This is a genomic window from Candidatus Reidiella endopervernicosa (assembly GCF_013343005.1).
GTDB lineage: Bacteria > Pseudomonadota > Gammaproteobacteria.
In genome coordinates, this window is sequence record NZ_CP054491.1 from 1,431,553 (window position 1) to 1,456,266 (window position 24,714).

22 protein-coding genes and 1 tRNA gene are annotated in these 24,714 nt (G+C 55.8%); 17 read left to right on the forward strand and 6 right to left on the reverse strand.

The annotated features are described in order from the left end of the window. Positions 1 to 24 precede the first annotated feature (24 nt). The 7 genes from hflX to HUE57_RS08115 all read left to right on the forward strand — a co-directional run bounded on the left by hflX (position 25) and on the right by HUE57_RS08115 (position 6,793). Positions 25 to 1,344 (forward strand): ribosome rescue GTPase HflX, encoded by a 1,320-nt coding sequence (gene hflX / locus HUE57_RS08085; protein WP_078482979.1) that lies wholly within the window; start codon positions 25 to 27, stop codon positions 1,342 to 1,344. A 57-nt stretch (positions 1,345 to 1,401) separates the two neighbouring features. Continuing rightward, positions 1,402 to 2,577: an FtsH protease activity modulator HflK gene (gene hflK / locus HUE57_RS08090; protein ID WP_078482980.1), complete on the forward strand. Its 1,176-nt coding sequence runs from the start codon at positions 1,402 to 1,404 to the stop codon at positions 2,575 to 2,577. Continuing rightward, the gene (gene hflC / locus HUE57_RS08095) at positions 2,577 to 3,449 is read left to right on the forward strand and encodes a protease modulator HflC (RefSeq protein WP_078482981.1); all 873 of its coding nucleotides are present in this window, start codon (positions 2,577 to 2,579) and stop codon (positions 3,447 to 3,449) included. The genes hflK and hflC overlap by 1 nt, the downstream gene beginning before the upstream one ends. Positions 3,450 to 3,520: 71 nt before the next feature. Next, entirely contained in the window at positions 3,521 to 3,712 is a 192-nt protein-coding gene (locus HUE57_RS08100) for a DUF2065 domain-containing protein (protein WP_078482982.1), read from the forward strand. Positions 3,713 to 3,761: 49 nt separating this feature from the next. Further along, complete coding sequence (locus tag HUE57_RS08105; RefSeq protein ID WP_078482983.1) at positions 3,762 to 4,949, forward strand: ATP phosphoribosyltransferase regulatory subunit; 1,188 nt, start codon at positions 3,762 to 3,764, stop codon at positions 4,947 to 4,949. A 96-nt stretch (positions 4,950 to 5,045) separates the two neighbouring features. Further along, positions 5,046 to 6,359 carry an adenylosuccinate synthase gene (locus tag HUE57_RS08110; RefSeq protein WP_078482984.1) on the forward strand — a complete coding sequence of 438 codons (1,314 nt, stop codon included), beginning with the start codon at positions 5,046 to 5,048 and terminating at the stop codon, positions 6,357 to 6,359. 11 nt (positions 6,360 to 6,370) lie between these two features. Continuing rightward, positions 6,371 to 6,793, forward strand: coding sequence for a hypothetical protein (locus HUE57_RS08115; protein WP_174673001.1), 423 nt, complete (start codon positions 6,371 to 6,373; stop codon positions 6,791 to 6,793). Positions 6,794 to 7,107: 314 nt separating this feature from the next. Here the strand turns inward: HUE57_RS08115 and HUE57_RS08120 are convergent, their stop codons facing one another. From HUE57_RS08120 to HUE57_RS08130, 3 genes are all read right to left on the reverse strand, one after another. Then, positions 7,108 to 8,028 (reverse strand): hypothetical protein, encoded by a 921-nt coding sequence (locus HUE57_RS08120; RefSeq protein WP_174673002.1) that lies wholly within the window; start codon positions 8,026 to 8,028, stop codon positions 7,108 to 7,110. A 215-nt stretch (positions 8,029 to 8,243) separates the two neighbouring features. Then, complete coding sequence (locus tag HUE57_RS08125) at positions 8,244 to 8,534, reverse strand: hypothetical protein (protein ID WP_174673003.1); 291 nt, start codon at positions 8,532 to 8,534, stop codon at positions 8,244 to 8,246. 543 nt (positions 8,535 to 9,077) lie between these two features. Continuing rightward, positions 9,078 to 10,952, reverse strand: coding sequence for a cytochrome c/FTR1 family iron permease (locus HUE57_RS08130; protein ID WP_078482989.1), 1,875 nt, complete (start codon positions 10,950 to 10,952; stop codon positions 9,078 to 9,080). A 271-nt stretch (positions 10,953 to 11,223) separates the two neighbouring features. Here HUE57_RS08130 and HUE57_RS08135 point away from each other — a divergent pair, with 271 nt between their 5' ends. Genes HUE57_RS08135 through lpdA form a run of 3 tightly spaced genes read left to right on the forward strand, consistent with a single transcriptional unit; the run spans position 11,224 to position 16,769 of the window. Continuing rightward, positions 11,224 to 14,103, forward strand: coding sequence for a 2-oxoglutarate dehydrogenase E1 component (locus HUE57_RS08135; protein ID WP_320416283.1), 2,880 nt, complete (start codon positions 11,224 to 11,226; stop codon positions 14,101 to 14,103). A gap of 10 nt (positions 14,104 to 14,113) precedes the next feature. Then, a complete protein-coding gene (odhB, locus tag HUE57_RS08140; RefSeq protein ID WP_078482990.1) occupies positions 14,114 to 15,322 on the forward strand; it encodes a 2-oxoglutarate dehydrogenase complex dihydrolipoyllysine-residue succinyltransferase in 1,209 nt (402 codons plus the stop codon). Position 15,323: 1 nt separating this feature from the next. Further along, complete coding sequence (gene lpdA / locus HUE57_RS08145; protein ID WP_078482991.1) at positions 15,324 to 16,769, forward strand: dihydrolipoyl dehydrogenase; 1,446 nt, start codon at positions 15,324 to 15,326, stop codon at positions 16,767 to 16,769. Positions 16,770 to 16,830: 61 nt separating this feature from the next. Here lpdA and HUE57_RS08150 read toward each other — a convergent pair whose 3' ends face one another. From HUE57_RS08150 to HUE57_RS08160, 3 genes are all read right to left on the reverse strand, one after another. Then, positions 16,831 to 18,507 (reverse strand): methyl-accepting chemotaxis protein, encoded by a 1,677-nt coding sequence (locus HUE57_RS08150; RefSeq protein ID WP_174673004.1) that lies wholly within the window; start codon positions 18,505 to 18,507, stop codon positions 16,831 to 16,833. Then, on the reverse strand, positions 18,479 to 18,700 hold the full coding sequence (locus HUE57_RS08155) for a hypothetical protein (protein ID WP_174673005.1): 222 nt from the start codon (positions 18,698 to 18,700) through the stop codon (positions 18,479 to 18,481). Before HUE57_RS08155 ends, HUE57_RS08150 begins: the two co-directional genes overlap by 29 nt. Before the next feature lie 137 nt (positions 18,701 to 18,837). Continuing rightward, positions 18,838 to 18,924: transfer RNA gene (locus tag HUE57_RS08160), tRNA-Leu, on the reverse strand. 148 nt (positions 18,925 to 19,072) lie between these two features. Here HUE57_RS08160 and rnr point away from each other — a divergent pair. From rnr to rplI, 7 genes are all read left to right on the forward strand, one after another. After that, a complete protein-coding gene (gene rnr / locus HUE57_RS08165; RefSeq protein WP_078482993.1) occupies positions 19,073 to 21,487 on the forward strand; it encodes a ribonuclease R in 2,415 nt (804 codons plus the stop codon). Then, a complete protein-coding gene (locus HUE57_RS08170) occupies positions 21,484 to 22,194 on the forward strand; it encodes a YiaD family glycine zipper/OmpA-like lipoprotein (protein WP_078482994.1) in 711 nt (236 codons plus the stop codon). Before rnr ends, HUE57_RS08170 begins: the two co-directional genes overlap by 4 nt. Beyond that, entirely contained in the window at positions 22,187 to 22,936 is a 750-nt protein-coding gene (rlmB, locus tag HUE57_RS08175) for a 23S rRNA (guanosine(2251)-2'-O)-methyltransferase RlmB (protein ID WP_078482995.1), read from the forward strand. The genes HUE57_RS08170 and rlmB overlap by 8 nt, the downstream gene beginning before the upstream one ends. A gap of 138 nt (positions 22,937 to 23,074) precedes the next feature. Beyond that, positions 23,075 to 23,482 (forward strand): 30S ribosomal protein S6, encoded by a 408-nt coding sequence (gene rpsF / locus HUE57_RS08180; protein WP_078482996.1) that lies wholly within the window; start codon positions 23,075 to 23,077, stop codon positions 23,480 to 23,482. Next, a complete protein-coding gene (gene priB, locus HUE57_RS08185) occupies positions 23,400 to 23,789 on the forward strand; it encodes a primosomal replication protein N (protein ID WP_269087630.1) in 390 nt (129 codons plus the stop codon). Before rpsF ends, priB begins: the two co-directional genes overlap by 83 nt. 25 nt (positions 23,790 to 23,814) lie before the next feature. Next, a complete protein-coding gene (rpsR, locus tag HUE57_RS08190; RefSeq protein ID WP_078482998.1) occupies positions 23,815 to 24,045 on the forward strand; it encodes a 30S ribosomal protein S18 in 231 nt (76 codons plus the stop codon). 96 nt (positions 24,046 to 24,141) lie between these two features. Continuing rightward, positions 24,142 to 24,591 carry a 50S ribosomal protein L9 gene (gene rplI, locus HUE57_RS08195; protein WP_078482999.1) on the forward strand — a complete coding sequence of 150 codons (450 nt, stop codon included), beginning with the start codon at positions 24,142 to 24,144 and terminating at the stop codon, positions 24,589 to 24,591. Positions 24,592 to 24,714: the final 123 nt, after the last annotated feature.

Sequence of the window (24,714 nt, forward strand, 5' to 3'; positions counted from 1 at the left end):
CGCCGTCGCGCGGGGGAGAGCTGTTTGTTTGAACGCCCCCGGAGCGGCGAGCGTGCCGTTCTAGTCCATCTGGATATCCCACCAGATTGCGATGCCAGATCCCTGGAGGAATTCAGGGATCTGGCTCGTTCTGCGGGTGCAGATCCAGTCGCTACCATTACTGGATCGCGTGATCGCCCCGATGCCAAATACTTTGTCGGTAGCGGCAAGGCGGAGGAGATCAAACTCTGTGTTGATCGTGATGGGGTCGAACTGGTGCTGGTTGATCACGCCCTCTCTCCCTCTCAGGAACGAAATCTGGAGAGCATGCTGCAGTGCCGGGTGCTTGATCGTGCCGGTCTGATTCTCGATATTTTTGCCCAGCGGGCGCGTAGCTTTGAGGGTAAGCTGCAGGTCGAACTGGCACAGCTTCGTCATCTCTCAACCCGTCTGGTACGGGGCTGGACCCACCTTGAGCGTCAGAAGGGAGGTATCGGTCTACGTGGTCCAGGTGAGACGCAGCTCGAAACTGACCGCCGACTGCTCGGCGCTCGGATCAAGACACTCAATGGACGACTGGAGAAGGTCGAGCGTCAGCGCCATCAGGGACGACGGGCACGTAACCGCGCCGAGGTACCGACCGTTTCGCTGGTCGGTTATACCAACACCGGCAAGTCGACCCTCTTCAATAAGGTGACCGGTGCAGCGGTCTACGCCAAAGATCAGCTCTTCGCCACCCTCGATCCGACCCTGCGACGCCTCGATCTGCCGCAGGCCGGTTCGGTGGTGTTGGCCGATACGGTCGGCTTTGTGCGTCAGCTGCCGCATGATCTGGTCGCCGCCTTCCGTTCCACCCTGCAGGAGACGCGTGAAGCAGATCTTCTGCTGCATATCATCGATGCCCATGATGAGGAGCGTGACAGCACCATCGCCGAGGTCAACAGCGTACTGGAGGAGATCGGTGCCGATGAGGTGCCGCAGATCGAGGTCTTTAACAAGATCGATCTGGCCGATGCATCTCCTCGGATACAGCGCGATGAGCAGGGTCGAGTACGCCGGGTGTGGCTCTCCGCCGTTACCGGTGAGGGGCTTGAGCTTCTGATTGAGGCGTTGGCCGAGAACTTTATCAATGAACGTGTGGTCGGAGAGACGGTGCTTACATCTGCTGAGGGTCGCCTGCGTGCACAGCTGTTTCAGCTCGATGCAGTGGAGCATGAGGCTCACGATGAGCAGGGTGGCTGGCGTATTTCGATCAATATGCCAAAACGAGATTTTGAGCGGCTGCAGCGCGAGTCGGGCCTGTGCCTGATCGAGACGGTCGGTGAGAAAGAGGAGCGCCTTGCGGCAGCCGCGCAAGGTCAATAGAATCCCATCTCTGCGTGCCGTGATCGGCGCGTCGAGTCATATAACTTGGAGTAGACGATGGCCTGGAATGAGCCTGGTGGTGACAACAAAGACCCTTGGGGTGGACGTGGCGGAGGCCAACAGCCACCCGATCTGGATGAGGTAGTTCGCAAGCTGCAGGAGCGCGTCTCCAAGCTCTTCGGCGGTGGTGGAGGCGGTAGCGGCGGTGGTGCCACCCCCATTCGCCCCAGTGGTGGCGGTATCTCTATCGGCCTTGGTCTGATCGCGGCGGTTATCGGTGTGGTCTGGATCTTCTCCGGCGTCTACATTGTCGGTCCGGCAGAGCGCGGCGTGGTGACACGCTTTGGTGCCTTCGCCGAACCGCCCACCATGCCCGGTCCTCACTGGCACATGCCCTTCCCGGTCGAAACGGTGGAGAAGGTCGATGTCGATCAGGTCCGTTCGGTGCCGATGAAGGCGCTGATGCTGACTCAGGATGAGAACATCGTCGCCATCGAACTGGCCGTTCAATATAAGGTGAAGGATGCTGGAGCCTACCTGTTCAGTGTCCGCGATCCTGACCTAACCCTGCAAGAGGTCTCCGAGACCGCCGTGCGTGAGGTGGTCGGTCGATCGGAGATGGACTTCGTACTGAAGGAGGGTCGCAGCGATGTGGTCGCCCGTACCAAGGGGCTAATTCAGGAAGCACTTGATCAGTACAAAACTGGTCTGATTGTTACCAGCGTTAACCTGCAGGATGCACAGCCACCCGAGCAGGTGCAGGGCGCGTTCGAAGATGCGATCCGAGCCCGTGAGGATGAGGAGCGCTTCAAGAACGAGGCCGAAGCCTATGCCAACGATATTATTCCTAAGGCGCGTGGTGGTGCTGCTCGTCAGCGTGAAGAGGCCAACGGTTATAAAGAGTCTGTTATTGCTGAGGCACAAGGTGAGGCAAGTCGCTTTGAACAGCTGCTGACCGAGTATCAGAAGGCACCTGAGGTGACTCGTCAGCGCCTCTATATCGATGCGATGGAGTCGGTGTTGAACAAGAGCAGCAAAGTGCTGATCGATGTTGAAGGGGGCAATAGTCTGATGTATCTGCCACTCGACCAGATGATGAAGCGTGGTGCACTAGGTAACTCGGGAGAGAGCGCAACGCGCGGCTACCGTCCTGAGCCGCAGGGTGGTTCGTCGACACCGAGAAGTAGTGGTACACGCGCCCGTGACACGCAGCGCAGCCGGGAGGTTCGCTAATGTTCCAGAATAGATCACTAATAGGTTTCATTTCGCTGGTTGTGCTGCTGATTGTTGGGCTTTCGGTTTTTACCGTTGATCAACGTCAGCGCGGAATCCTTTTCCGTCTGGGTGAGATTGTCGATACCAGCCTCGAGCCAGGTCTGCACTTCAAGCTGCCGTTTGTGAATAACGTGCGCAAATTCGATGTGCGTATCCTGACCCTCGATGCAGAGCCAGAGCGTTTCCTCACCTCGGAGAAGAAAAATGTCATCGTCGACTTCTTCGTTAAGTGGCGTATCACCGATATCGCTCGCTACTACAAGGCGACTACCGGTGATGAGCGCCAGGCTTCCATTCGACTCTCACAGATCATCAAAGATGGACTGCGTGGCGAGTTCGGTAAGCGCACCATCCAGGAGGTGGTCTCGGGTGAACGTTCTCAGATTATGGATATCATCACCGTAGAGGCGAACCGTGGTGTAGCCGAGTTCGGTATCGAGGTGGTTGATGTGCGCATCAAGCGTATCGATCTGCCGCGTGAGGTCAGTGACTCGGTCTACCAGCGTATGCAGGCCGAACGTGCACGTGTGGCGAAGGACTTCCGCGCCCGTGGTGCTGAGGCGGCGGAGCGTATTCGTGCTGATGCCGACCGTCAGCGTTCAGTTATCGTCGCCAAGGCCTATAGTGAGGCGGAGAAGATTCGCGGTGAGGGTGATGCGACCGCAGCGGAAATTTACGCCAAGGCCTATGAGAAGGATGGTGAGTTCTACGCCTTTACACGTAGTCTCAATGCCTACCGAAATGCCTTCCAGAGCAAGGATGATGTGGTGGTGCTGAAGCCTGATTCCGAGTTCTTCCAGTACTATAAAGACGCCAACGGCAAGCGCTAAGCGCAACCCATCAGGCGATCATTAAGTCCGGGCCCACGTGGCCCGGCTTTTGTGTCGAAAGCCCGAGAAATATGATTGACTGGAACAACCTGTGGGTAGCCACCGCACTGATGCTGATTATCGAAGGTCTGTTGCCCTTTCTCAGTCCGGATGGATTGAGACGTGCGCTGATCACGATGGTGCAGATGAGTGATCGTGCCCTGCGCATTACCGGGCTGGTCAGTATGATTATTGGCGTGGCACTGCTCTATCTGGTGAGATAGTGCCTGCTCCACATAAATTTGAAACGAAACTGAGTAATAGAGACTCGTTATGAGTGAAGAGAATCGCTGGTTACTACCGGAAGGGATCGATGAGGCACTGCCCGAACAGGCGCAGGCGCTAGAGGCGCTGCGGCGTCAGGTTGTCGATCTCTACAATAGCTGGGGCTATGAGCTGGTGATGCCCCCCTTTATCGAGTATCTCGACTCGCTGCTCACCGGCACCGGTCACGATCTTGAACTGCAGACCTTCACCGTCACCGATCAGCTCAGTGGGCGTCTGCTCGGTGTGCGCGCCGATATGACGCCACAGGTGGCGCGTATTGATGCCCATCGTCTGCGTTCCGATCTCCCGACCCGTCTCTGCTATCTCGGTACCGTGCTCAATACCCGTCCCGAAGGTTTCTCGGGCACCCGTAGCCCGCTGCAGGTCGGTGCCGAACTCTACGGTCACTCTGGCATCGAGAGCGATGTGGAGATCCTTAGTCTAATGCTCGAGACGATGCGTCTCACCGGGGTGCAGAACGTACATGTCGATCTGGGCCATGTTGGCATTTTCCGCGGGCTTGCCCGTCAGGCAGGGCTCAATGGTGCGCAGGAGGCAGCTCTGTTTGAGGCGCTGCAGCGCAAGGCGAAGCCGGAGATCGATGCCTTTTTCGATAAGCTCTCGATTGATGATTATGTCGAGGAGATGCTGCGTGCACTGTCCGACCTGAATGGTGATGCCACGGTGCTGAAGGAGGCCGGGGAGGTGCTCGAGCACGCCGGGGCTGATGTGCGTGGTGCGCTCGATGAGCTGACCGCCATCGCCCGCATGATGGAGGCGCGCCTGCCCAATACGCCGCTCTACTTTGATCTGGCCGAGCTGCGTGGTTACCGCTACCACACCGGCATCGTCTTCGCGGCGTTTGTTCCCGGACGTGGCCAGGCGATCGCCCAGGGTGGTCGTTACGATGAGATCGGCAAGGTGTTCGGGCGTGCGCGTCCGGCGACTGGCTTTAGCGCCGACCTGAAGACGCTGGTGGCACTGGGCGAGCAGGCGGCAACGGCCGAGTGTAACGCCATCTTTGCTCCCGCCGATGGTGATAGTGATTTCCATCAGAAGGTGTTCGAGCTGCGAGCCCAGAGAGAGCGGGTTATCCATGAACTCTCCGGTCAGCAGGGCGACGCGAAGGCGATGGGCTGCAGCCGAGTTCTGGTCGAGCAGGGCGGTGATTGGGTGGTCGAACCGCTCGATTAAGCACCGGCCTGAAACTGGTGGTAGAATGCTGCGGTTTTGTGTCGTTACGACACTCCTAAATTCAAGAATTTACATATTCCGAGAAGAGAAGAGATTATGGGTAAGAATGTCGTTGTAGTCGGTACTCAGTGGGGCGATGAAGGCAAGGGCAAGGTCGTAGACCTGCTGACAGAGCGCGCCAGCGCCGTCACCCGTTTTCAGGGCGGCCACAACGCCGGACACACCCTGGTCATCGACGGTAAGAAGACCGTCCTGCACCTGATCCCATCGGGCATTCTGCGTGAAGGCGTTGAGTGCATGATCGGCAACGGCGTGGTGCTCGCCCCCGATGCGCTGCTCAAAGAGATCGACATGCTGGAGGCAAGCGGCGTACCCGCCAGTAAGCGTCTGCGCATCAGCGAGGCGTGTACCCTGATCCTTCCCTACCACATCGCACTCGACCAGGCGCGTGAGATTGCGCGTGGCAAGAAGGCGATCGGCACCACCGGTCGCGGTATCGGTCCCGCCTATGAGGATAAAATCTCTCGTCGTGGCCTCAAGGTTGGCGACATGATGGATAGCGAACGTTTCGCCGCACGTCTTGCCGAGGTACTCGAATATCACAACTTCGCTCTGGAGCACTACTTCAAGGTGGAGAAGGTCGATTTCCAGAAGACTCTCGATGAGGGACTGGCGATGGCCGAGCGTATTCGTCCGATGGTCGCCGATGTGACCGGTCTGCTGCACAAGTATCGCGCAGAGGGTAAAGACATCATGTTCGAGGGTGCCCAGGGCACCCTGCTCGATATCGACCACGGCACCTACCCCTACGTCACCAGCTCCAACCCGACTGCGGGTGGTGCGGCGACCGGCACTGGTGTCGGTCCACGCGATCTCGACTACATCCTCGGTATCACCAAGGCCTACACCACCCGCGTCGGTGCCGGTCCCTTCCCGACCGAGCTCTACGACGGTGAAGAACTCAACGATCCAATCGGCAAACACCTCGCCGATCAGGGCCACGAGTACGGTTCGACCACTGGTCGCCCACGTCGTTGCGGCTGGCTCGATGCGATCAGCCTGCGTCGCTCGGCACAGATCAATAGCCTTACCGGCATCTGCCTGACCAAGATGGACGTGCTTGATGGCCTTGAGAAACTGCTGATCGCCACCGGCTACGAGTACGATGGCGAGATCATCGACGTACCACCGATCGGTGCCGATGCCTACGAGAAGTGCAATCCGGTCTACGTTGAAGTTCCCGGTTGGAGCGAGACCACCGTCGGTGTTCGTAACTACGACGAGCTGCCTGATAACGCCAAGGCCTACATCAAGAAGATCGAAGAGCTGATCGGCGTTCCGGTCGATATCATCTCAACCGGTCCAGATCGCGCTGACACCATCGTCATGCGCGACCCCTACTCGATCTAAGCCGAACGGTCATGGCCGAAAAACTGGTCATCTCTCTCGACGGCGCCTCACAGCTGGAGTACGACCGCAGTCACGAACTGGCTGAGTCGCAGCTCGAGGCGCTGGCGAAGATGGATCTCGAGATGAACAAAGGCATCACCCTTGCTGGTGATCGCTATGAAGAGCCTAACGCGCTACAACGCGCCCACTTCACCGCCCTGCATCTGATTCGTGCCGTTAAAGAGAGCAACGAGTCGCGTGCAGTAATGATGCTCACTTATCTGGCGGTGCGTATTCCTGATCTGCGTCAGGTGCGTATTGTGAGTAAGGATGAAATCTACGACTATCAGTTTGTCTTCGATCGCGACTTCGTACCGGAGTCGACCATGACCTTCACCCCAATCGATCTGCTGCGCCCCAAGGAGGGGAGTGATGGATCGGGTGGAGTTCACTAGTTTTGATAAAGGCCTCTTAATGAGGCCTTTTTGTGGATATTTTGGCTGCTCTGCCAATATTACGGATGTTGCTTGATCTTGGCTGATGGTTTCGCCTTTACGGCGAGTTACTTTCTCTTGATGTGGCCAAGAGAAACTAACGAAAGAGAAGGCCGACCCACGATTTGCCGCTTCGCGGACCACTCCGCTTCTCATCATTCCAGGCACGAATAACAACTCGCTACGCTCAAACAGTTATTCGCTCAATCCTGGAATGACTGCGATGCTCGTTCTGCATCGAGGGATGAAAACCGTGGTCTGCTCCCAATCGCTTTCTATTCATTTGTAGGTTTCTTTAGCAGGATTTCACTTGATATGAATTGGGGTGGAGTAGCAATGAAGTTTGGTTTGGCGGTGTCAGAGTGAGATGAATCGCCAATGTCACCTTCATTGCTTAATTGTGATGGTGTGTTTTCCTTTGCCTTTGGGGGTTGAGGTACCCACTTTTTAAGGTTTTGTCCTATTTCACGGTAGAAATCGGGAACAACAGTTAGCATGTTCTCTACAAATACTTTTGCTCCTTTGAATTTTCCGCCCAAATCAATAATTCGTGTGACCTCGAGATATTTTGGTATGTCATTGATCCCTTCTTGAATAAGAGTGTTTGGGTTATCAAGGACGATAGGAAGCGTTGCTTGAGTGTCTGGTGTCTTTCCTGGCCAAATTGCTCTGATAATAAGTGAATCGTCTTCGACTCCTTTTAGCTGTCTGGTAAGCCAGTTGATTGAAGCGGTTGCCTTCGTTCTGTCTTCAGGGGCTTTTAATCGCATCCTGATGGTAACAACGCGTCTCATGAAATCAGCTGTCACGGAAATATTGGCGGCTGCATTCGGGATGTGTAGTTCGTCAGATAGGGTGGATTTTAATGATAGTTCGTTTGCATCATCGTGAACTTTGATTGTCGGATCTTTGGTGTGTGTTCGGGGAAGAACAACTAAAACATTGCTGCCGGTTGATGTTGAGAGTGTGATAGAAAGATATCTAAATAGTTGATGCCAGCTACAAACTGTCATTTCCACGTCTTTTGCAGTTTTCTTTAATGTGGCTCCCTGTTGAATCTGTGAGCAGATGTCTTTCCAGTCAGAGTTCATGCTAGACATTGGCGATACACCTGAATAGGGGTGGTCTAGGTATCTAACCAACTCCTTCATAAGCATTGATTGTTCTCTATCATCGACACTTTTGCTGTCAGACATAATCACTGCTTTTGATAGAACCGACATCCATGAGAAATGGAATAAATCGACTGAGCGTGTTTTTGTTTTAGAAACAGAAACCGGGTGATGAGTTGGAATGGTTGCGAACTGATTTGAAATGGTAATTAGTGCATTGGCGCCGATAGCCTTTGCTAAATCTAGATAATTCTCAATCTGTTCTTTGTTGAGATTGTTATTACCTACTTTTGATTCGACTAACGCTGACCAAGACTGCTTTCCCTGGTTACTACTATCAACACGTCTGGTCTAAGGTTGTTGTAGTCTTTGTTGTTGAATACGATTTCCGTATAGCATTTTATGGTGCTTCTTTGCCCAATCTTTGCGCCAGCTTCAGCTAAAACAGATTCAGCAAATTGTGGTACGAACCTAAACGCTGAAAGTAATACGGATGTGGCCCGTTCTTCTTTCTTTGAATCAGCTACGACTGGAATGAGTCGTGCCGTTGAACCTGATTTAATGTGAGAAGTGATGTCGCTATTTGGCATCTATCTATCCTCCTTGAGTAATGAAGTCCATTTGTCGTGTTTAATGTAGCATTATTGATGTGGCGGTGTAATGAAGCAGCCGTAGGAATTTGTCCTGCTAATAGTTTCGTCGCACGGTGTTACCCCTCTACATTGCTAAGCATCGGAGCGGTTTCAGGGTTAAGTGAGCAGCTGTTTGAGCGTAGCGAGTTTCTGCTCGCGCCTGAAATCGGAGAAGCGCAGGGTACATGTAGGGCAATGTCGTGGGATGTCTTTGATGCGCAGGGATGCACGAAGTCGCGGGCGCATGGATGCGCAGGAACGACCTCCTTGTTAGTTTCTCTTGGCCACATCAAGAGAAAGTACTTCGCCGTCAAAGGCGACAAATCGGCAGGATTGCCGATTTGCACAGCGTTAAGCTGCCCGAAGGGTGAGGCGCACGGACGTGCCTCATGAAACCATCACTCAATATCAGCAACATTAAGAATCATCGCCACTAACAATACACAAAGAGAAAGGACCTAAAAGAGGCCCTTTCTACTTAATGATTGTAACTACGGGCAACTAGGCAACGGCATTACTCCGAACCCTGCGCCCCCAGATCAAACCAACAGTCACCGCAATCATGGCACACTGAATCAGCAGTCCCTGGGTGTTGTTCGACAACCCGACCAATTCAATGAACGGCATGTTTAGTGGGTCGCTGGGAATGTTCCCCGCCTCCTGCAGTGCCTCGATCCCTTTGCCAGCAAAGATCACTGCCATGATGAAGAGGAACAGGCCGGTGAAGCCGAAGAACTGGCGTAGTGGTAGTTGGGTGCTGTAGCGCATCACCAGCCAGGCGACGACCAATAATACGGCGGTGGCGGAGATCATTCCGGTGATGACCATGTTGTGGCCAGCAGCATCGGTCTGCACCCAGATCGCCTGGTAGAAGAGGATGGTCTCGAACATCTCACGATAAACGCTGATGAAGGAGAGTCCGGCCAGTGACCAGAGGGTGCCGCTACCGAGTGCGCGGCCCATGGTCTGGTCGATGAACTTCTTCCACTGTACGGCGTTGGTCTTGCTGTGCATCCAGAAGCCGACAAAGAAGAGGATGCCGGCGGCGGTGAGTGCGGCGATGCCTTCGCTCATCTCTCTCAGTGCACCGCTGATGGTGAGCAGATAGGTTGATACCCACCAGGTAGCGGCTCCGGCGATCACCGCTAGAACCCAGCCGGCGTGCAGGTAGGGGAGGCCATCTCGACGGCCGGTCTTGATCAGTACTGCCATCAGTGCGGCGAGTACCAGAATCGCTTCGAGTCCTTCACGTAACAGGATAATGAAGGCGCTGCCGAATGCACTGCCACTGGAGAGGCTCTTCTGCATCAATAGATCGTGGGCAACGGCGAGCATCACGTCGATCTGCTGCTGACGTTTGGTCGCCTGCTTGATGCCAAGATCCTTGCGCAGGTCGTTGCGATAGGCGCCCATCTCCGTCTCGATCTCTTTGCTTAGCTCGGGTGCCTTGAGAGAAAGAGTCGCCTCAACCATCTCAAAGCCCTCGAGATAGGCGGTGACGGCGAGTTTCTGTGCCTGTTCATGATCACCCTCAACATAGTGTTGCAGGCTAGATGCAAGCAGCTCTCGACTGAGTGTGAGTGGCGTACGTTTGCCTCTGAATAGTGAGCCGGGGTGGTTGCGGTAGGTGGAGAGTGCGACCAGACCCTTGGTGCCGAAATGCAATTCGGCATCGGCCGGGGTGGTGGTTGTAATCTGCTGAAGGGTGTTGAGTCCGTTAACGCCCTCTGATGTTGCTTTGACGTTGGTGTAAGGGAGTGCGCCGACGTAGAAGGCGAGTGACCAGCGCTCATGGTCGCTCAGCTCATTGAAGGGGCGCATGCCGGTCTCGCTCACGCCGAGGGTGATGGTGTTGTAGAGGCCAAACAGAGTGCGCTGCCGGTGGCGTTCGATATCGAGAAAGTTGGTGGGGGCCGGTTCCATGCCGTTTGCAGCAGTGCCGTCGCCTAACCCCGTCTCACCATGACAGGCTGCACAGTTCTCTTGATAGAGCTGCTGGGCGAGGAGAGTGTCGGGTGCTTTGCCGGGAACTGAGACCACTTCGTAGGCGTTCATCACCTGTCGACGCATCGCAGCGGTCAGTTCAATAATAACGCTGCTCTGCTGGCGGGCGTTGATTGTATCGACCAGCTGTTGCGCATCAATTTTCAGCGCCGGTTTGATCTCGCTCCAAGGTAGCGTCGCGATCGATTCTGAGATTGCACTGGAGAACTCAACCATCTCGTTGTACTCACCTCTGTTGATGATCTTGCCGTTCTCAACCGCCTCGGCGTAGTCGACGCCTACGTAGTCGAGCAGTTGCAGAAGTTGTTGAGTTTCGCTGGCATACGCGGGGAGGGTGAGCCACATCAGGATGGCTGTGAGGAGTTGTTTCATCGAATCGTTCTCAAGGCTTACAGGGGGAATTGTTGTAAATGATTGTAATTCTCATTAGCGTTGTTTGTCAAATCTCTGAGGTATGAGCTAAAGAGGTCTGGGTAGCGGTAAACACTATTTGGTAGCGAAGTGCTGTGATCGGGTGGCTAACGATTATTTATCGGTCGATTAATTGCTTGCGCAAATGTTTGCCATAGCCTAGGTTCACTACTAACGCGGGTACTGGCTGGATCCGTGATTAAGATGCCGCCGTAGGGGCAAAGGTGGAGGCGTGGCAGATAAGAAAAATGGGCAACAATCTTCAGGTGCAGACTCGGCGATAGAGGTGCCGCCATCTATTCAGGAGCGGTGGCAGTCGTCGATGTTTGATGGCGGAAACGCCGCCTATATCGAACAGCTTTACGATAATTTCATTAAAGACCCCGATCAGCTCGATGAGCGGTGGCGAGCCTTTTTTGAGCAGCGCATCAGTGAATCGGATGGTCCCGACCGCTCCCATCATGGTGTGCGTGAACAGTTCCGCCACTTCAATCGTCAAACCAACGCCGTCTGTGAGCTGAGTAAGGAGGAGGCGGAGCAGAGTCGTAAACAGGTGCATGTGCTGCAGCTGATCAACGCCTACCGCTTCCGTGGCCACCAGCTCGCCGCTATCGATCCCCTCGGTCAGCGCGAAATCCCCGATATTCCTGAGCTGCGACTCGATCACCACGGCCTCTCCGATACCGATTGTGAAACGCTCTATAACACCGGTTCACTGGTCGGCCCGGAGCGGGCCACGTTGAGCGAGATTCTCGATATCACCCGTTCGACCTACTGCGGTTCGATTGGCACCGAATATATGCACATCCTCAGCACTGCTGAGAAACGCTGGATCCAGAACTATCTGGAGGGACAGCGTGGCCGACCGATTCTGGAAGAGGAGAAACGTCGACGTCTGCTGCGTCGGCTGATAGCAGCAGAGGGGATGGAGCGCTATCTTCACCGTCGCTACGTGGGACAGAAGCGCTTCTCTCTGGAAGGTGGTGACTCACTGATTCCGCTGCTGCATGAGGTGATTCAGTGCGGCGGTGAGCAGGGGATGAAGGAGATGGCGATTAGCATGGCCCATCGTGGTCGTCTCAATGTGTTGATCAACGTGATGGGCAAAACCCCCGCGCAGCTTTTCGAGGAGTTTGAAGGGACTCAGCAGGAGAACAGTACCGGCACCGGTGATGTGAAGTACCACATGGGTTTCTTCTCCGATATCAATACCGCAGGTGGTCAGGTGCATGTGGTGCTCGGTTTTAACCCCTCTCATCTGGAGATCTCAGCGCCGGTGGTGGAGGGATCGGTACGCGCACGTCAGGAGCGGCGCGATGATAAAAACGGCAAGCAGGTGGTGCCGATTCTGATCCACGGTGATGCAGCCTTCTCCGGGCAGGGTGTGGTGATGGAGACCTTTAATATGTCGCAGTCACGCGGCTACTCCACCAAGGGCACCATCCACATCGTGATCAACAATCAGATCGGGTTTACCACCAGCAGCCAGGAGGATGCCCGTTCCACCCTCTACTGCACCGATGTGGCGAAGATGGTTGGCGCACCGATTTTCCATGTGAATGGCGACGACCCGGAAGCCGTTATCTTTATCACTCAGCTAGCGGTCGAGTACCGGATGAGATTCCACAAGGATGTGGTGATCGATCTGGTCTGTTATCGCCGTCACGGACACAGTGAGGCGGATGAGCCGATGGCGACCCAGCCGCTGATGTATCAACGCATTCGGCAGATGCCGACCACCCGCGATATCTATGCGCGCCGCCTGATCGAAGAGGCGTTGATTGATGGTGACTGGGTTGATCGCGAGATCGAGAAGTATCGCGAGGCGCTGGCGGCGGGTCACAGCGTGGTCGATACGGTGCTCGACAATGGTGAGGCGAAGTACCCCTTCCACCACGACTGGAGCCACTACGGCCTGCTTGAGGATGCAGAGCCCGAGACAACCGCCGTACCACTTGAACGAATCCAACGGCTCAATGAACGGATGCAGCAGCTACCGGATGACTTCGAAATTCATCCCGGTGTCGGCAAGATTCTGCATAATCGCCAGAAGATGGCGCAGGGTGAGCTGGCGGTCGACTGGGGCTTTGCCGAGACGATGGCCTACGCCACGCTGGTCGATGAAGGGACGCCGGTTCGTCTCTCGGGACAGGATTGTGGCCGCGGTACCTTCTTTCATCGCCATGCGGTGTTGCACGATCAGCGTGAAAACCGTCTCTACGTTCCGCTACGTAATATCTCCGACGAGCAAGCCAACTTTCTGGTTATCAACTCACTACTCTCTGAGGAGGCGGTGCTCGCCTTCGAGTATGGCTACGCCACCACCGAGCCGCAGACCCTGACCATCTGGGAGGCGCAGTTTGGTGACTTTGCCAACAATGCCCAGGTGGTGATTGATCAGTTCATCAGTGCGGGTGAGCAGAAGTGGAACCGCCTCTGTGGTCTGGTTCTACTGCTGCCGCACGGTCTGGAGGGGCAGGGGCCGGAGCACTCTTCGGCGCGTCTTGAACGTTTTCTGCAGCTCTGTGCACAGCGCAATATGCAGGTGGTGGTACCGAGTTCAGCAGCGCAGATCTTCCATCTGCTGCGCCGACAGATGCTGATGAAAGCACGCAAGCCACTGATCGTGATGAGCCCCAAGAGTCTGCTGCGCCACCCGGAGGCCTCCAGTCCGATCGAGAAGTTGACCAGTGGCAGCTTCAAGATGGTGCTGCCCGATGGTGATAATCCATCACCAGCGAAGGTGCGCCAGGTCATCCTCTGTAGTGGCAAGGTCTACTACGATCTGCGCGCAGCGCGGCAGGAGCGTAAACGCAACGACGTTGCCATCATCCGTTTTGAGCAGCTCTATCCCTTCCCTGAGGCGGAGGCGAGTGCTGAGCTGGCGCGTTATAAAAAGGCTAAACGCTTTGTCTGGTGTCAGGAGGAGCCTAAGAATCAGGGCGCCTGGTACGCCAGTCAGCACCACGTGCGAAATGTGATTGGTCACGACAACTATCTGGAGTATGTCGGACGTCGTTCGCTCGCCGCTCCTGCCGTGGGTTATGCATGGCTCCATAAAAAACAGCTCGAGGATCTCGTCAACGAGGCACTCGGTCAGTCGATGAAATAAAGGATCAGTTATGAGTATCGAGATCAAGGCTCCCGATTTTCCCGAGTCAGTCACCGACGGTACGTTGGTGACCTGGCACAAGCAGGTCGGTGATAGTGTGCGGCGCGATGAGGTGCTTGCTGACATCGAGACCGACAAGGTGGTGTTTGAGGTGGCGAGCCTTGAGGCGGGGGTAGTCGAGTCGCTGCTGGTAGAGCAGGGGGCGGTGGTGCTCTCGGGACAGCTGATTGCCAGGCTCGGGGCTGCACAGGCCGATGCGGCCAAGGCGCCCGTGGCTGCGGCGGCAAGCGCAACAGTCGAGACGGTGGAGGACGAATCCGCAGAAGAACCGCTGCTCACGCCATCGGCGAAAAAGATGATTGCTGAACAGGGGCTTGATGTTGCACAGATCAGTGGTAGTGGTAAGGATGGTCGGGTACTTAAAGAGGACGTACTTGCCTATCTGGAGAGTCGTGATGCTCAGCCTGTAACTAAACCACCATCACAACAGGCTGTTACTGCAGAGCCGTTGGTGGGTGATCGCAGTGAAAAGCGGGTGCCAATGACACGCCTACGTGCGCGCATTGCAGAGCGACTACTTGAGGCGCAGAGCAGTGCCGCGATTCTGACCACCTTTAATGAGATCGATATGTCGCAGGTGATGGCACTGCGTTCACGTTATCGCGATCAGTTCGAAAAGCGCCACGGTGTACGTCTCGGATTCATGTCCTTCTTTGTGAAGGCGGCAGTGGAGGCGCTGCGTCGTTTCCCCGAGGTGAACGCCTCGATCGATGGTAACGACATGGTCTACCACGGCTTTGTCGATATCGGTATTGCGGTTGGTTCGCCGCGCGGGCTGGTCGTACCGATCCTACGCGATGCCGACACGCTCAACATGGCGCAGATCGAACAGAACATTACCGACTTTGGCCAGCGTGCCCAGGCCGGTTCGCTCTCTATTGATGAGATCACTGGCGGTACCTTCAGTATTACCAACGGCGGTGTTTTCGGTTCGCTGCTCTCAACACCGATTCTCAACCCGCCACAGAGCGCCATCCTCGGCATGCACAAGATCGAGAAGCGGGCGGTAGTGGTGAATGACGAGATTGTGATTCGACCGATGATGTATCTGGCCCTCTCCTACGATCACCGCATTGTCGATGGACGTGAAGCGGTGCAGTTCCTGGTGACGATTAAAGAGATGCTCGAAGATCCGACCCGCCTGCTGCTGGAGGTTTGAGATGGCTGATACTGAAAGTTATGACGTCATTGTTATCGGCGGCGGACCGGCCGGTTATGTAGCTGCGATTCGATGTGCACAGCTTGGGCTGAAGAGCGCCTGTATCGATGCAGGTGTCGATGAGCAGGGTGAGCGTTCACTCGGTGGTACCTGCCTTAATGTCGGCTGCATTCCTTCCAAGGCGCTGCTGAGCTCCTCGGCGCTCTATGAGCAGAGCGTTCACCATTTGACTGAGCACGGTATTAAAACGAGTGGTGTAACACTCGATCTGAAGCAGATGATGGGGCGCAAGCAGCAGGTGGTAAAGGAGCTGACCGGTGGAATTGCCGCGCTGTTTAAGGCCAACGGGGTGACCTCGATTGCCGGGCGCGCACAGCTACTGGCTGACAAGCAGGTGAAGGTTGTACCGCTGGAGAAGGGGCGTTCGAAAACCCTCTCCGCGCAGCAGATCATCCTCGCTCCCGGATCGCAGCCAAACGAACACAAGCAGGTTCCGTTTGATGGTAAACGGGTGGTCGATTCAACGGGCGCGTTATCACTGAGCAAGGTGCCGAAGCGGTTGGCGGTGATCGGTGCCGGGGTTATCGGTCTCGAGCTGGGCAGTGTCTGGCGTAGACTGGGAGCTGAGGTGGTACTGATCGATATCTGCGATGGACTGCTGCCGATGATCGACAAACCGATGGCACGACAGGCGCAGAAGCTCTACCAGCAGCAGGGCCTCAATTTCCGTTTCGGTTGTGCCGTGGTTGGTAGCAAGGCGAAACGTGGTGGCATTGAGCTGCAGCTCGAGACGAAGCAGGGGAGTGAGAGCGAAACCTTCGATCAGGTGATTGTTGCTGTGGGACGCAGTCCTACTACCAAGGGGCTGCTGAGTAAGGACTGTGGTGTGGTGCTCGATAAGCGCGGTGCGATCGAGGTCGATGGACAGTGCCGTACCGCAGTGGATGGTATCTATGCCATTGGTGATGCGGTGCGCGGTCCGATGCTCGCCCACAAGGGATCAGAAGAGGGAGTGATGGTGGCGGAGCTGATCGCCGGTCACCACGCCGAGGTCGACTACGGCACGATCCCTTCAGTGGTCTATACCGAACCGGAGATTGCCTGGTGCGGTCAGACTGAGGCGGAGCTGAAAGCGGCGGATATTAAATACAAGGTCGGCAGCTTCCCCTTTGCCGCTAACGGTCGGGCACGTGCCGGTGGCGATAGCAGTGGCATGGTGAAGGTCGTTGCCGATGCCAAGAGCGATCGTGTGCTCGGCGTGCATATGCTCGGTCCCCATGTCTCGGAGCTGATTGGTCAGGCTGTAAACACCATGGCCTATCGCGGTAGCAGCGAGGATTTAGCACTCACCGTTTTTGCTCACCCTACGCTTTCAGAGTCGCTACACGAGGCAGCGCTCGATGTTCTTGGGAATGCGATTCACAAGGCACGACCGGGAAAGCGCTAAGCGATGCGGCGTTAAGGAGACTGCTCAGGGGCGGCATGCTAACCCTGAGCAGGGGCAGTCACTACACGCTGTATTTTGATATCCGGTGCTCTAGCTCAGCAGCGAGCCCTTTAAGCTGCTCGCTGGCGGCAGCCGTACTTGCAGCACCCTCGGCAGTCTCCTGAGCAACATTGGTAATAATTGTTACGTTCTGATTTATCTCTTCGGCAACGGCACTCTGCTCCTCAGCGGCGCTGGCGATTTGCAGGTTCATATCGTTGATGTGGGTAACTGCTGTTGCAATGCCCTCCAGAGACTGACCTGCCATCGCAGCCTGCTCAACACTTGAGTTGGCCTGAGCTCTGCCGCTGTCCATAACGTGGACGGCATCGCGTGTACCTTTCTGCAGTGTTTCAACAATACCGAGAATCTCTTCGGTTGAGTCCTGGGTTCGTTGTGCGAGTGATCGTACCTCGTCGGCAACCACCGCAAAGCCACGCCCCTGCTCACCGGCGCGGGCCGCCTCAATCGCGGCATTGAGTGCCAGCAGGTTGGTCTGTTCTGCAATGCCGCGGATCACATCTACAACGGTGTTTATGTTCTCTGCATCACTCTCGAGTTTCTGCATGGTCGCTGCCCCGCGTTCAACCTCTTCGGCAAGCAGATTGATAGCATTAATAGCCGATTCAACCACCTGCTTGCCAGTGCTGGTCTCCTCGTCGGCCGTTTGTGCGGCCTGAGAGGCCATGCTGGCGTTGGAGGCGACCTCATGTACGGTGGCCGACATTTCGGTCATCGCCGTGGCAACCTGCTCAGTCTGGATTCTGGTGTTCTCAACCCCGGAGCTAGTCTGGGCGGTAATCACGCTGAGCTGGCTGGCGGAGTCGGCGGTCTGATCCGCTGCCTGCCGGACATCTGCGATCGAAGCCTGGAAGCTCTCCAGCAGTTTGTTGAAGGCGTCGGCCATCTCGCCGATCTCGTTTTTGTTGACGATGTTGGCGCGTTCACGCAGGTCGCCACTACGCTGGACATTGGTCATCACCGACTTTAGACGGTTGATCGGATTGACCAGCGCTTTGGAAACAATCAGTGAGAGTCCGACCTGAATGAGCAGGATAATGCCGCCCAGGATCCAGAGTTTGAAGGCCTGCTGATAGAAGATCTCCTCGACATCGTCGATGTAGATTCCGGATCCGACAATCCACTCCCACGGTGTATAGCCCTTCACATAGGAGACCTTGGGTACAGGCGCGTCGCTTCCCGGTTTGGACCAGTAGTAACTGACAAAGCCGGCACTACTGGTTTTGACAACATCGACAAACTCGACAAAGAGTCGCTTACCTGTCGGATCCTCAACCTGGGAGAGTGGTTTGCCATCCAGCTCGGGTTTGATGGGGTGCATGACCATGGTCGGCTGCATGTCGTTGATCCAGAAGTACTCATTCGCGTCGTAGCGCAGCCCCTTTACGGCGTTGATCGCCTGGTTCTGTGCCTGTTCGCGGGTTAAGGCACCGCTCTGCTCCTGTTTGCCGTAGTGAGCGATTAGCTCATAGACGGTTTCAACCACATGGCGTGTTTTTAGCTTTCTGTCCTCATAGAGGCTGCTTCGTAGCTCCTGCATTGAGATTGCACCGACCACGATCATGCCGATGGCTGAGATGACGATAACGAAAAGAAGCTTATGAAAGACGCGCAGACGCTGACCGTCATGGAGAGCGAAGTGAGGGCGGTTAGTCCCGATAGTCGACGCCGTCTGCATATTCGTAGTTGAGAGCGCGAGCGAACGACGAAGAAGATGCAGCAGCGGCTTTATGTAGGCGTAGAGTCACTGAGGGAGTTGTGTAGAGCCGCGAAGAGGTGATTACGCAACGTACGCAGGACGGTCGGGGCGCCGAAGGCATAAACGGTCGCGTTAAGTTTTGCTGTTTGCTTGGGCTTGATGCCCAAAACAAACTTTCGCAAAAATAGCGACTCCCGGTTGGTCAGTAGGTTGTTCATGTAGGCTCTAAATAGTTGAATGGATGATAGGTGTTGCAGCCATAAAAAAAACCCGCACGCAGAGTGATCTGCGTGCGGGTTTTTATTATTTTGGTGCCGAGAAGAGGACTCGAACCTCCACGGGGTTTCCCCCACTAGCACCTGAAGCTAGCGTGTCTACCAATTTCACCATCTCGGCATACTGAAGCGGCGCACCACTTCAGGAGCGCGAACTGTACAAGGAGCTTTTTTCCTTGTCAACGAGGTAGAGGGGGCATAAATCGTGCCGAGGGGTTAGAATAGCGCCACTTAATCATGGCTTAGCGCCACAGGAACCAGTTTAAAGCATGGCAAAACGTCGACCAAAGAAAGACCCCAACCTCTCTCGCGAAGCAGAGAAATATGATAATCCCATCCCAAGCCGTGAGTTCATCATGGATCTGTTGGAGGAGCGGGATAAGCTGCTGAGTCGTGATCAGATTGCCGATGCACTCGGTATCGATGATGAGGATCGGGAGGAGGCGCTACGCCGCCGTCTGCGTGCCATGGAGCGTGATGGTCAGCTGATCTTCAACCGTCGCGGCGGTTACGGATTGGCGAGCAAGATGGATCTGGTGCGCGGTCGTGTCATTGGCCATCCCGACGGCTTTGGATTCCTGGTGCCCGATGAGGGGGGGGATGATCTGTTCCTCTCGCCACGCCAGATGCGCCAGCTGATGCATGGCGACCGTGCCATGGCTCATATCACCGGCGTCGATCGCCGTGGTCGTCCCGAGGGGGCGATCGTGGAGATCCTGGAGCGCTCTACCCAGCAGGTGGTGGGACGCTTCTACGATGAGACGGGTGTCGGCGTGGTCACACCCGATAACAAGCGACTTACCCTCGATATACTGATTCCACCCGAGAGTCAGGGCGGAGCCGAGCATGGTCAGTTTGTACTGGTAGATATCGTGCAGCAGCCAAGCAAGCGCAGTCAGCCGATTGGACGTGTGCTTGAGGTAATGGGCGATCACATGGCGCCGGGCATGGAGATCGATGTGGCGATTCGCAGCCACGATCTTCCACTGGAGTGGCCCGACGAGGTGCTGCTCGAGATCAACGAACTCTCCGAGGAGGTGCCGGAGTCGGCCAAGGAGGGACGTGAGGATCTACGTGATATCCCGCTGGTAACGATCGATGGTGCCGACTCACGTGACTTCGATGATGCGGTCTTCTGTGAGCGCAAACCGAAGGGATGGCGTCTGCTGGTGGCGATCGCCGATGTCTCACACTACGTGAAACCGGGTAGTGCGCTCGATCGTGAGGCCTACGCGCGCGGTAACTCGGTCTACTTCCCGGAGCGAGTGATTCCAATGCTGCCAGAGATCCTCTCCAATGGTCTCTGCTCGATCAACCCCAAGGTTGATCGTCTCTGTATGGTCTGTGAAATGTACATCACCGACGAGGGCAAGCTGCTCCGTTCACGATTCATCGAGGGTGTAATGCGCTCCCATGCGCGCCTCACCTACAGTGAGATGGCGGCGATGGTGGTCGACAAGGATAGCAAGACGCGCGATCAGCACCGCGATCTGCTGCCGCACCTCGATGAACTCTACAAGCTCTATAAGGTGATGGCGAAGCAGCGCAAGCGCCGTGGTGCAATCGATTTTGAGACCACCGAGACACGCATCACCTTCCGCGAGGATCGTAAGATCGATCGTATTGTGCCGGTTATTCGCAATGATGCGCATAAGATCATTGAGGAGTGCATGATCGCTGCGAACGTGGCAACGGCCAAGTTCCTCGCTCGTCACAAGATGCCGACCCTCTACCGTATCCACGATACCCCCAAGGAGGCAAAGCTCAACGATCTGCACGAGTTCCTCGGTGAGCTGGGTCTCTCGTTCAAGGGCAAGAAAAAACCTGAGGCGAAGGCCTATGCCAAACTACTCAAGCAGGTGCAGGATCGTCCCGATGCGCACCTGATCCAGGCCGTGATGCTGCGTTCGCTCTCGCAGGCGAAATACAACCCGACCAATATCGGTCACTTCGGTCTGGCACACGAATACTATCTGCACTTCACCTCACCGATTCGTCGTTATCCTGATCTACTGGTGCATCGTGCGATCAGCCACGTCATCCATAAAGAGAAGACCACCGGGGTGGTGAAACGAACCCTGAAAAGATTGGTCAAAGCGGGCAGTGGGCGTGAGTTCATCTACAGCACTCCCGATATGGAGAGCTTTGGCGAGCACTGTTCGCAGACCGAGCGCCGTGCCGATGAGGCGACCCGCGATGCGGTCGATTGGCTCAAGTGTGAGTACATGTTGGATAAGGTAGGTGAGGCCTATGAGGGCATCATCACCAGCGTCACCTCATTCGGTATCTTTGTCGAGCTTAACGACATCTATGTTGAGGGTCTGGTCCATGTGACCTCGTTGAAGAACGACTACTATCACTTTGATGCCTCGGGGCACCGCCTGCGTGGCGAGCGTACCGGTCAGGACTATCGTCTTGGCGATAGCGTACGGGTGAAGATCGTCCGGGTTGATCTTGATGAGCGCAAGATAGACTTCGAACTTGATGGTGAGACCGTCGAGCGAGAGGCACCGAAGAAGAAGCGCCGTCGCAAGCGTCGTTCCGGTGGTAAGGGTAGAAGCGAGGGTGAGAAGAAGCAGGGCGGTGAGAAGCCAGCTGCGAAGGATGACTCTGAAAAGCCAGCGCCGAAGAAAAAACGCTCAAGACGTAGACGTTCTAATCGAAAGAAGAGGAGCGATTCATGAAAAGAGTAATGCGTATTACTGCAGTGGCCTGCGCACTCACGTTGGCTGGTTGTGCCGCCGATGATCCAAATCGACGCGCCAAGAGTGGAGCTGCGATCGGTGCCATTGCCGGTGCCGTACTGGGTCATCAGGTGCAGCACTCGACCCGCGGTCGGGTAGTTGGTGCCGTTATCGGTGCCGTGGCAGGTGGCGCAATCGGTAACTACATGGATAACCAGCAGCGCGATATGGAGCGTGAGCTGGCTGAGGAGCAGCAGCGCAACGAGCTCGAGATAGAGCGTATGCGCGACGATAGTCTTAAGATTGGGGTCTCCAATGAGATCTCGTTTGACTCCGGGCGTGCCAATCTCAAACCTGCCTTTGAAGATACGCTCAACAAGGTGGCCGATGTGATTCGCAAATATGATCGCACCGTTGTGCACGTGGTCGGTCATACCGATAGTGTCGGATCTGATGCCTATAATATGAGTCTTTCTCGTCAGCGCGCCGATCGTGTCGCTGACTACCTCGCTCGTCAGGGGGTGAACTGGGATCGTCTGCGTACCGAGGGTCGCGGTGAGCGTGAGCCGCGTGCCGATAACGCCACTGCAGCGGGTCGTCAGCTCAACCGTCGTGTCGAGATCGTGGTCAAGCCAGTTGTAGAGGGTCAGGAAGATCGCGCCTACGAGCCGCCAGCGGCGAGCCGTCCCGCCTCCTGGAATGGCTGAGGAGATCGTCGGCGGAATCCACGCCGTTACAGCTGCCCTGCGTCACGATCCACTCGGTGTACTTGAACTCTGGGTCGATCGTCAGCGCCACGATGGCAAGCTGCAGTCACTGCTCTCGGATGCCGAGCAAAACGGTATCTCGGTGCAGGAGGTTCCTCGCAAAACCCTCGATGGCATGGCGCGCGGTCTACGTCATCAGGGAGTCGTGGCGCGTTGTAAGCAGCGCGTAACCACTCTTGATGAGAGTGCGCTTAACCAGCTGCTTGATGGACTTGAAGCCCCCCCTTTTTTATTGATCCTCGATGGGGTTACTGACCCCCACAATCTGGGTGCTTGCCTACGCAGTGCCGATGCGGCGGGTATTCACGCCGTTATCGCCCCCAAAGATCGTGCTGTGGGCCTCACCCCGGTAGCGCGCAAGGTCGCCTGTGGCGCTGCCGAGAGTGTGCCCTTTGTGCAGGTGACCAATCTTGCCCGCACCCTGCGTGCACTGCAGGATCGCGGTGTCTGGCTGATCGGTGCTGCGGGTGAGACCAAGCACCAGCTCTACTCCACAGATCTGAAAGGGCCGCTGGCCGTGGTGATGGGGGCTGAAGAGAAGGGGCTGCGGCGTATTACCCGTGAGGTGTGTGATCTGTTGGTGGCGATTCCGATGCAGGGCAGCGTAGAGAGTCTCAACGTCTCGGTGGCCACCGGAGTATTGCTCTTCGAGGCGCGCCGCCAGCGCGATGCGATCGCCTGATTTCGGCTAAATTGCACTAGCCAATCCATTAAAGTAGAATTCCCGCTCTTTACCGTCGGGTAGACACCCTATGTGTCTGCCTTACTCCTTGCTCTTCGCCAATTGGGTGGAGGGCTGTTTAATCCGAAAGGGGAAACAATGAAGCACTATGAAGTAGTTTTTCTGGTCCATCCCGACCAGAGTGAGCAGGTTCCCAGCATGATCGAACGCTACCGCGGTATCGTCGAGTCTAAGGGCGGCAACGTCCATCGTCTCGAGGATTGGGGGCGTCGTCAGCTGGCCTATCCTATCCAGAAAGCGGTTAAGGCCCACTACGTACTAATGAACATTGAGTGCGATAGCGATAGCCTTGATGAGCTCGGCAACGCCTTCCGTTTCAACGATGCTGTGCTGCGCAATATGGTCATTAGCTGTGATGAGGCGCTCACCGAGCCTTCAATCCTGGCCAAGGCCAATGAGCGTGATGAGGCGCCGCGTGCTCCTGCTGCTGCAGAAAGTAAGCCTGAAGCAGCTGCCGAGAAGCCTGCGGAGAGCAGCAACGACTGATATCGATAACCGCCTGGTGCTGAGAGGCATGGTTGCAAAGAGACCCGAGCGGCGCCAATCGCCAGCCGGGATTCCAATTAACCGTTTCCTTTTTGAGCACAACTCCAGGCAGATGCTCTCTGGGATGGAGCGAGAGATGACTTTTCGGATCATGGTCACAGCAAGTGGCGAGGATCTGGATCGACAGCTTCGAAACATCACTACCGGACAGCAGCTGCAGATCGAGGGGTGTCTCGGCCGGGCAGGTCATAGAAACGAGGAGATACGGCTGGTATTGCATGCCGAGCGTATCGAACCACTGGATTAAGAATTAGGAATATAGGGGAATAACCATGTCTCGCTTTTTTCGTCGCAAGAAGTACTGCCGTTTTACGGCTGAGAATGTCAAACAGATCGACTACAAAGACATCGCTACACTGAAGAACTACGTCACCGAGACCGGCAAGATCGTTCCAAGCCGGATCACCGGTACCAAGGCGCGTTACCAGCGTCAGCTCTCAACCGCGATTAAGCGCGCACGCTATCTGGCACTGCTGCCTTACAGCGACGCACACAATCACTAAGTTTTGAGTGGTTACCGGCACTCTCATTGAGAGGCTGGTTGGAGCGGCCCTAGCGGCCGGTGAAACAGAATTCGACCATAAGAGTGGTATCAGAAGATGGAAGTAATTTTACTGCAGAAAGTGGCAAACCTGGGCAACCTTGGCGACAAGGTCAATGTTAAGCCTGGTTTTGGCCGTAACTACCTCATCCCCAGCAAGCGCGCCGTTGCTGCAACCGAGTCTAACGTTGCTGAGTTTGAGGCGCGTCGTGCCGAGCTCGAGCTGGCACAGGCCGATGCTCTGGGTGCAGCTGAAGCACGTCGTGACGCGCTGGCTGAGATGACCGTTACCATCAACGCCAAGGCGGGTGCCGAGGGTAAGCTGTTTGGTTCAGTTGGTAATATCGACATCGCCAATGCAATCGTTGCAGCGGGTGTTGAGGTTGCCAAGAGCGAGGTTCGCCTCCCGACGGGACCTATCCGCAATGCCGGTGAGTTCGACGTGGTGCTGCATCTGCATGCCGATGTTGAGACCAGCGTTAAGGTGGTTGTTGTAGCAGAAGAGTAAGGTCAGTTTGGCGGTTACGATCGCCGACCCTACTTAGCCGCGCGGCGGGCAGAGTTATCTGTCCGCCGCGTTGCGTTTACGGCTCATAAATGGACCGTTGATGGTGTAATATCGATCCTTTCC

Excerpts from the sequence above, each read along its gene's own strand:
- priB (WP_269087630.1), top strand. The coding sequence starts at position 23,400 with ATGAGGCGCCGCGTGCTCCTGCTGCTGCAGAAAGTAAGCCTGAAGCAG.
- HUE57_RS08130 (WP_078482989.1), bottom strand. The coding sequence starts at position 10,952 with ATGAAACAACTCCTCACAGCCATCCTGATGTGGCTCACCCTCCCCGCG.
- HUE57_RS08100 (WP_078482982.1), top strand. The coding sequence starts at position 3,521 with ATGATTGACTGGAACAACCTGTGGGTAGCCACCGCACTGATGCTGATT.
- HUE57_RS08120 (WP_174673002.1), bottom strand. The coding sequence starts at position 8,028 with ATGTCTGACAGCAAAAGTGTCGATGATAGAGAACAATCAATGCTTATG.
- rlmB (WP_078482995.1), top strand. The coding sequence starts at position 22,187 with ATGGCTGAGGAGATCGTCGGCGGAATCCACGCCGTTACAGCTGCCCTG.
- odhB (WP_078482990.1), top strand. The coding sequence starts at position 14,114 with ATGAGTATCGAGATCAAGGCTCCCGATTTTCCCGAGTCAGTCACCGAC.
- HUE57_RS08170 (WP_078482994.1), top strand. The coding sequence starts at position 21,484 with ATGAAAAGAGTAATGCGTATTACTGCAGTGGCCTGCGCACTCACGTTG.
- lpdA (WP_078482991.1), top strand. The coding sequence starts at position 15,324 with ATGGCTGATACTGAAAGTTATGACGTCATTGTTATCGGCGGCGGACCG.
- HUE57_RS08125 (WP_174673003.1), bottom strand. The coding sequence starts at position 8,534 with ATGCCAAATAGCGACATCACTTCTCACATTAAATCAGGTTCAACGGCA.
- rnr (WP_078482993.1), top strand. The coding sequence starts at position 19,073 with ATGGCAAAACGTCGACCAAAGAAAGACCCCAACCTCTCTCGCGAAGCA.
- HUE57_RS08150 (WP_174673004.1), bottom strand. The coding sequence starts at position 18,507 with ATGCAGACGGCGTCGACTATCGGGACTAACCGCCCTCACTTCGCTCTC.
- HUE57_RS08115 (WP_174673001.1), top strand. The coding sequence starts at position 6,371 with ATGGCCGAAAAACTGGTCATCTCTCTCGACGGCGCCTCACAGCTGGAG.
- rpsF (WP_078482996.1), top strand. The coding sequence starts at position 23,075 with ATGAAGCACTATGAAGTAGTTTTTCTGGTCCATCCCGACCAGAGTGAG.
- hflC (WP_078482981.1), top strand. The coding sequence starts at position 2,577 with ATGTTCCAGAATAGATCACTAATAGGTTTCATTTCGCTGGTTGTGCTG.
- rpsR (WP_078482998.1), top strand. The coding sequence starts at position 23,815 with ATGTCTCGCTTTTTTCGTCGCAAGAAGTACTGCCGTTTTACGGCTGAG.
- hflK (WP_078482980.1), top strand. The coding sequence starts at position 1,402 with ATGGCCTGGAATGAGCCTGGTGGTGACAACAAAGACCCTTGGGGTGGA.
- HUE57_RS08105 (WP_078482983.1), top strand. The coding sequence starts at position 3,762 with ATGAGTGAAGAGAATCGCTGGTTACTACCGGAAGGGATCGATGAGGCA.
- rplI (WP_078482999.1), top strand. The coding sequence starts at position 24,142 with ATGGAAGTAATTTTACTGCAGAAAGTGGCAAACCTGGGCAACCTTGGC.
- HUE57_RS08110 (WP_078482984.1), top strand. The coding sequence starts at position 5,046 with ATGGGTAAGAATGTCGTTGTAGTCGGTACTCAGTGGGGCGATGAAGGC.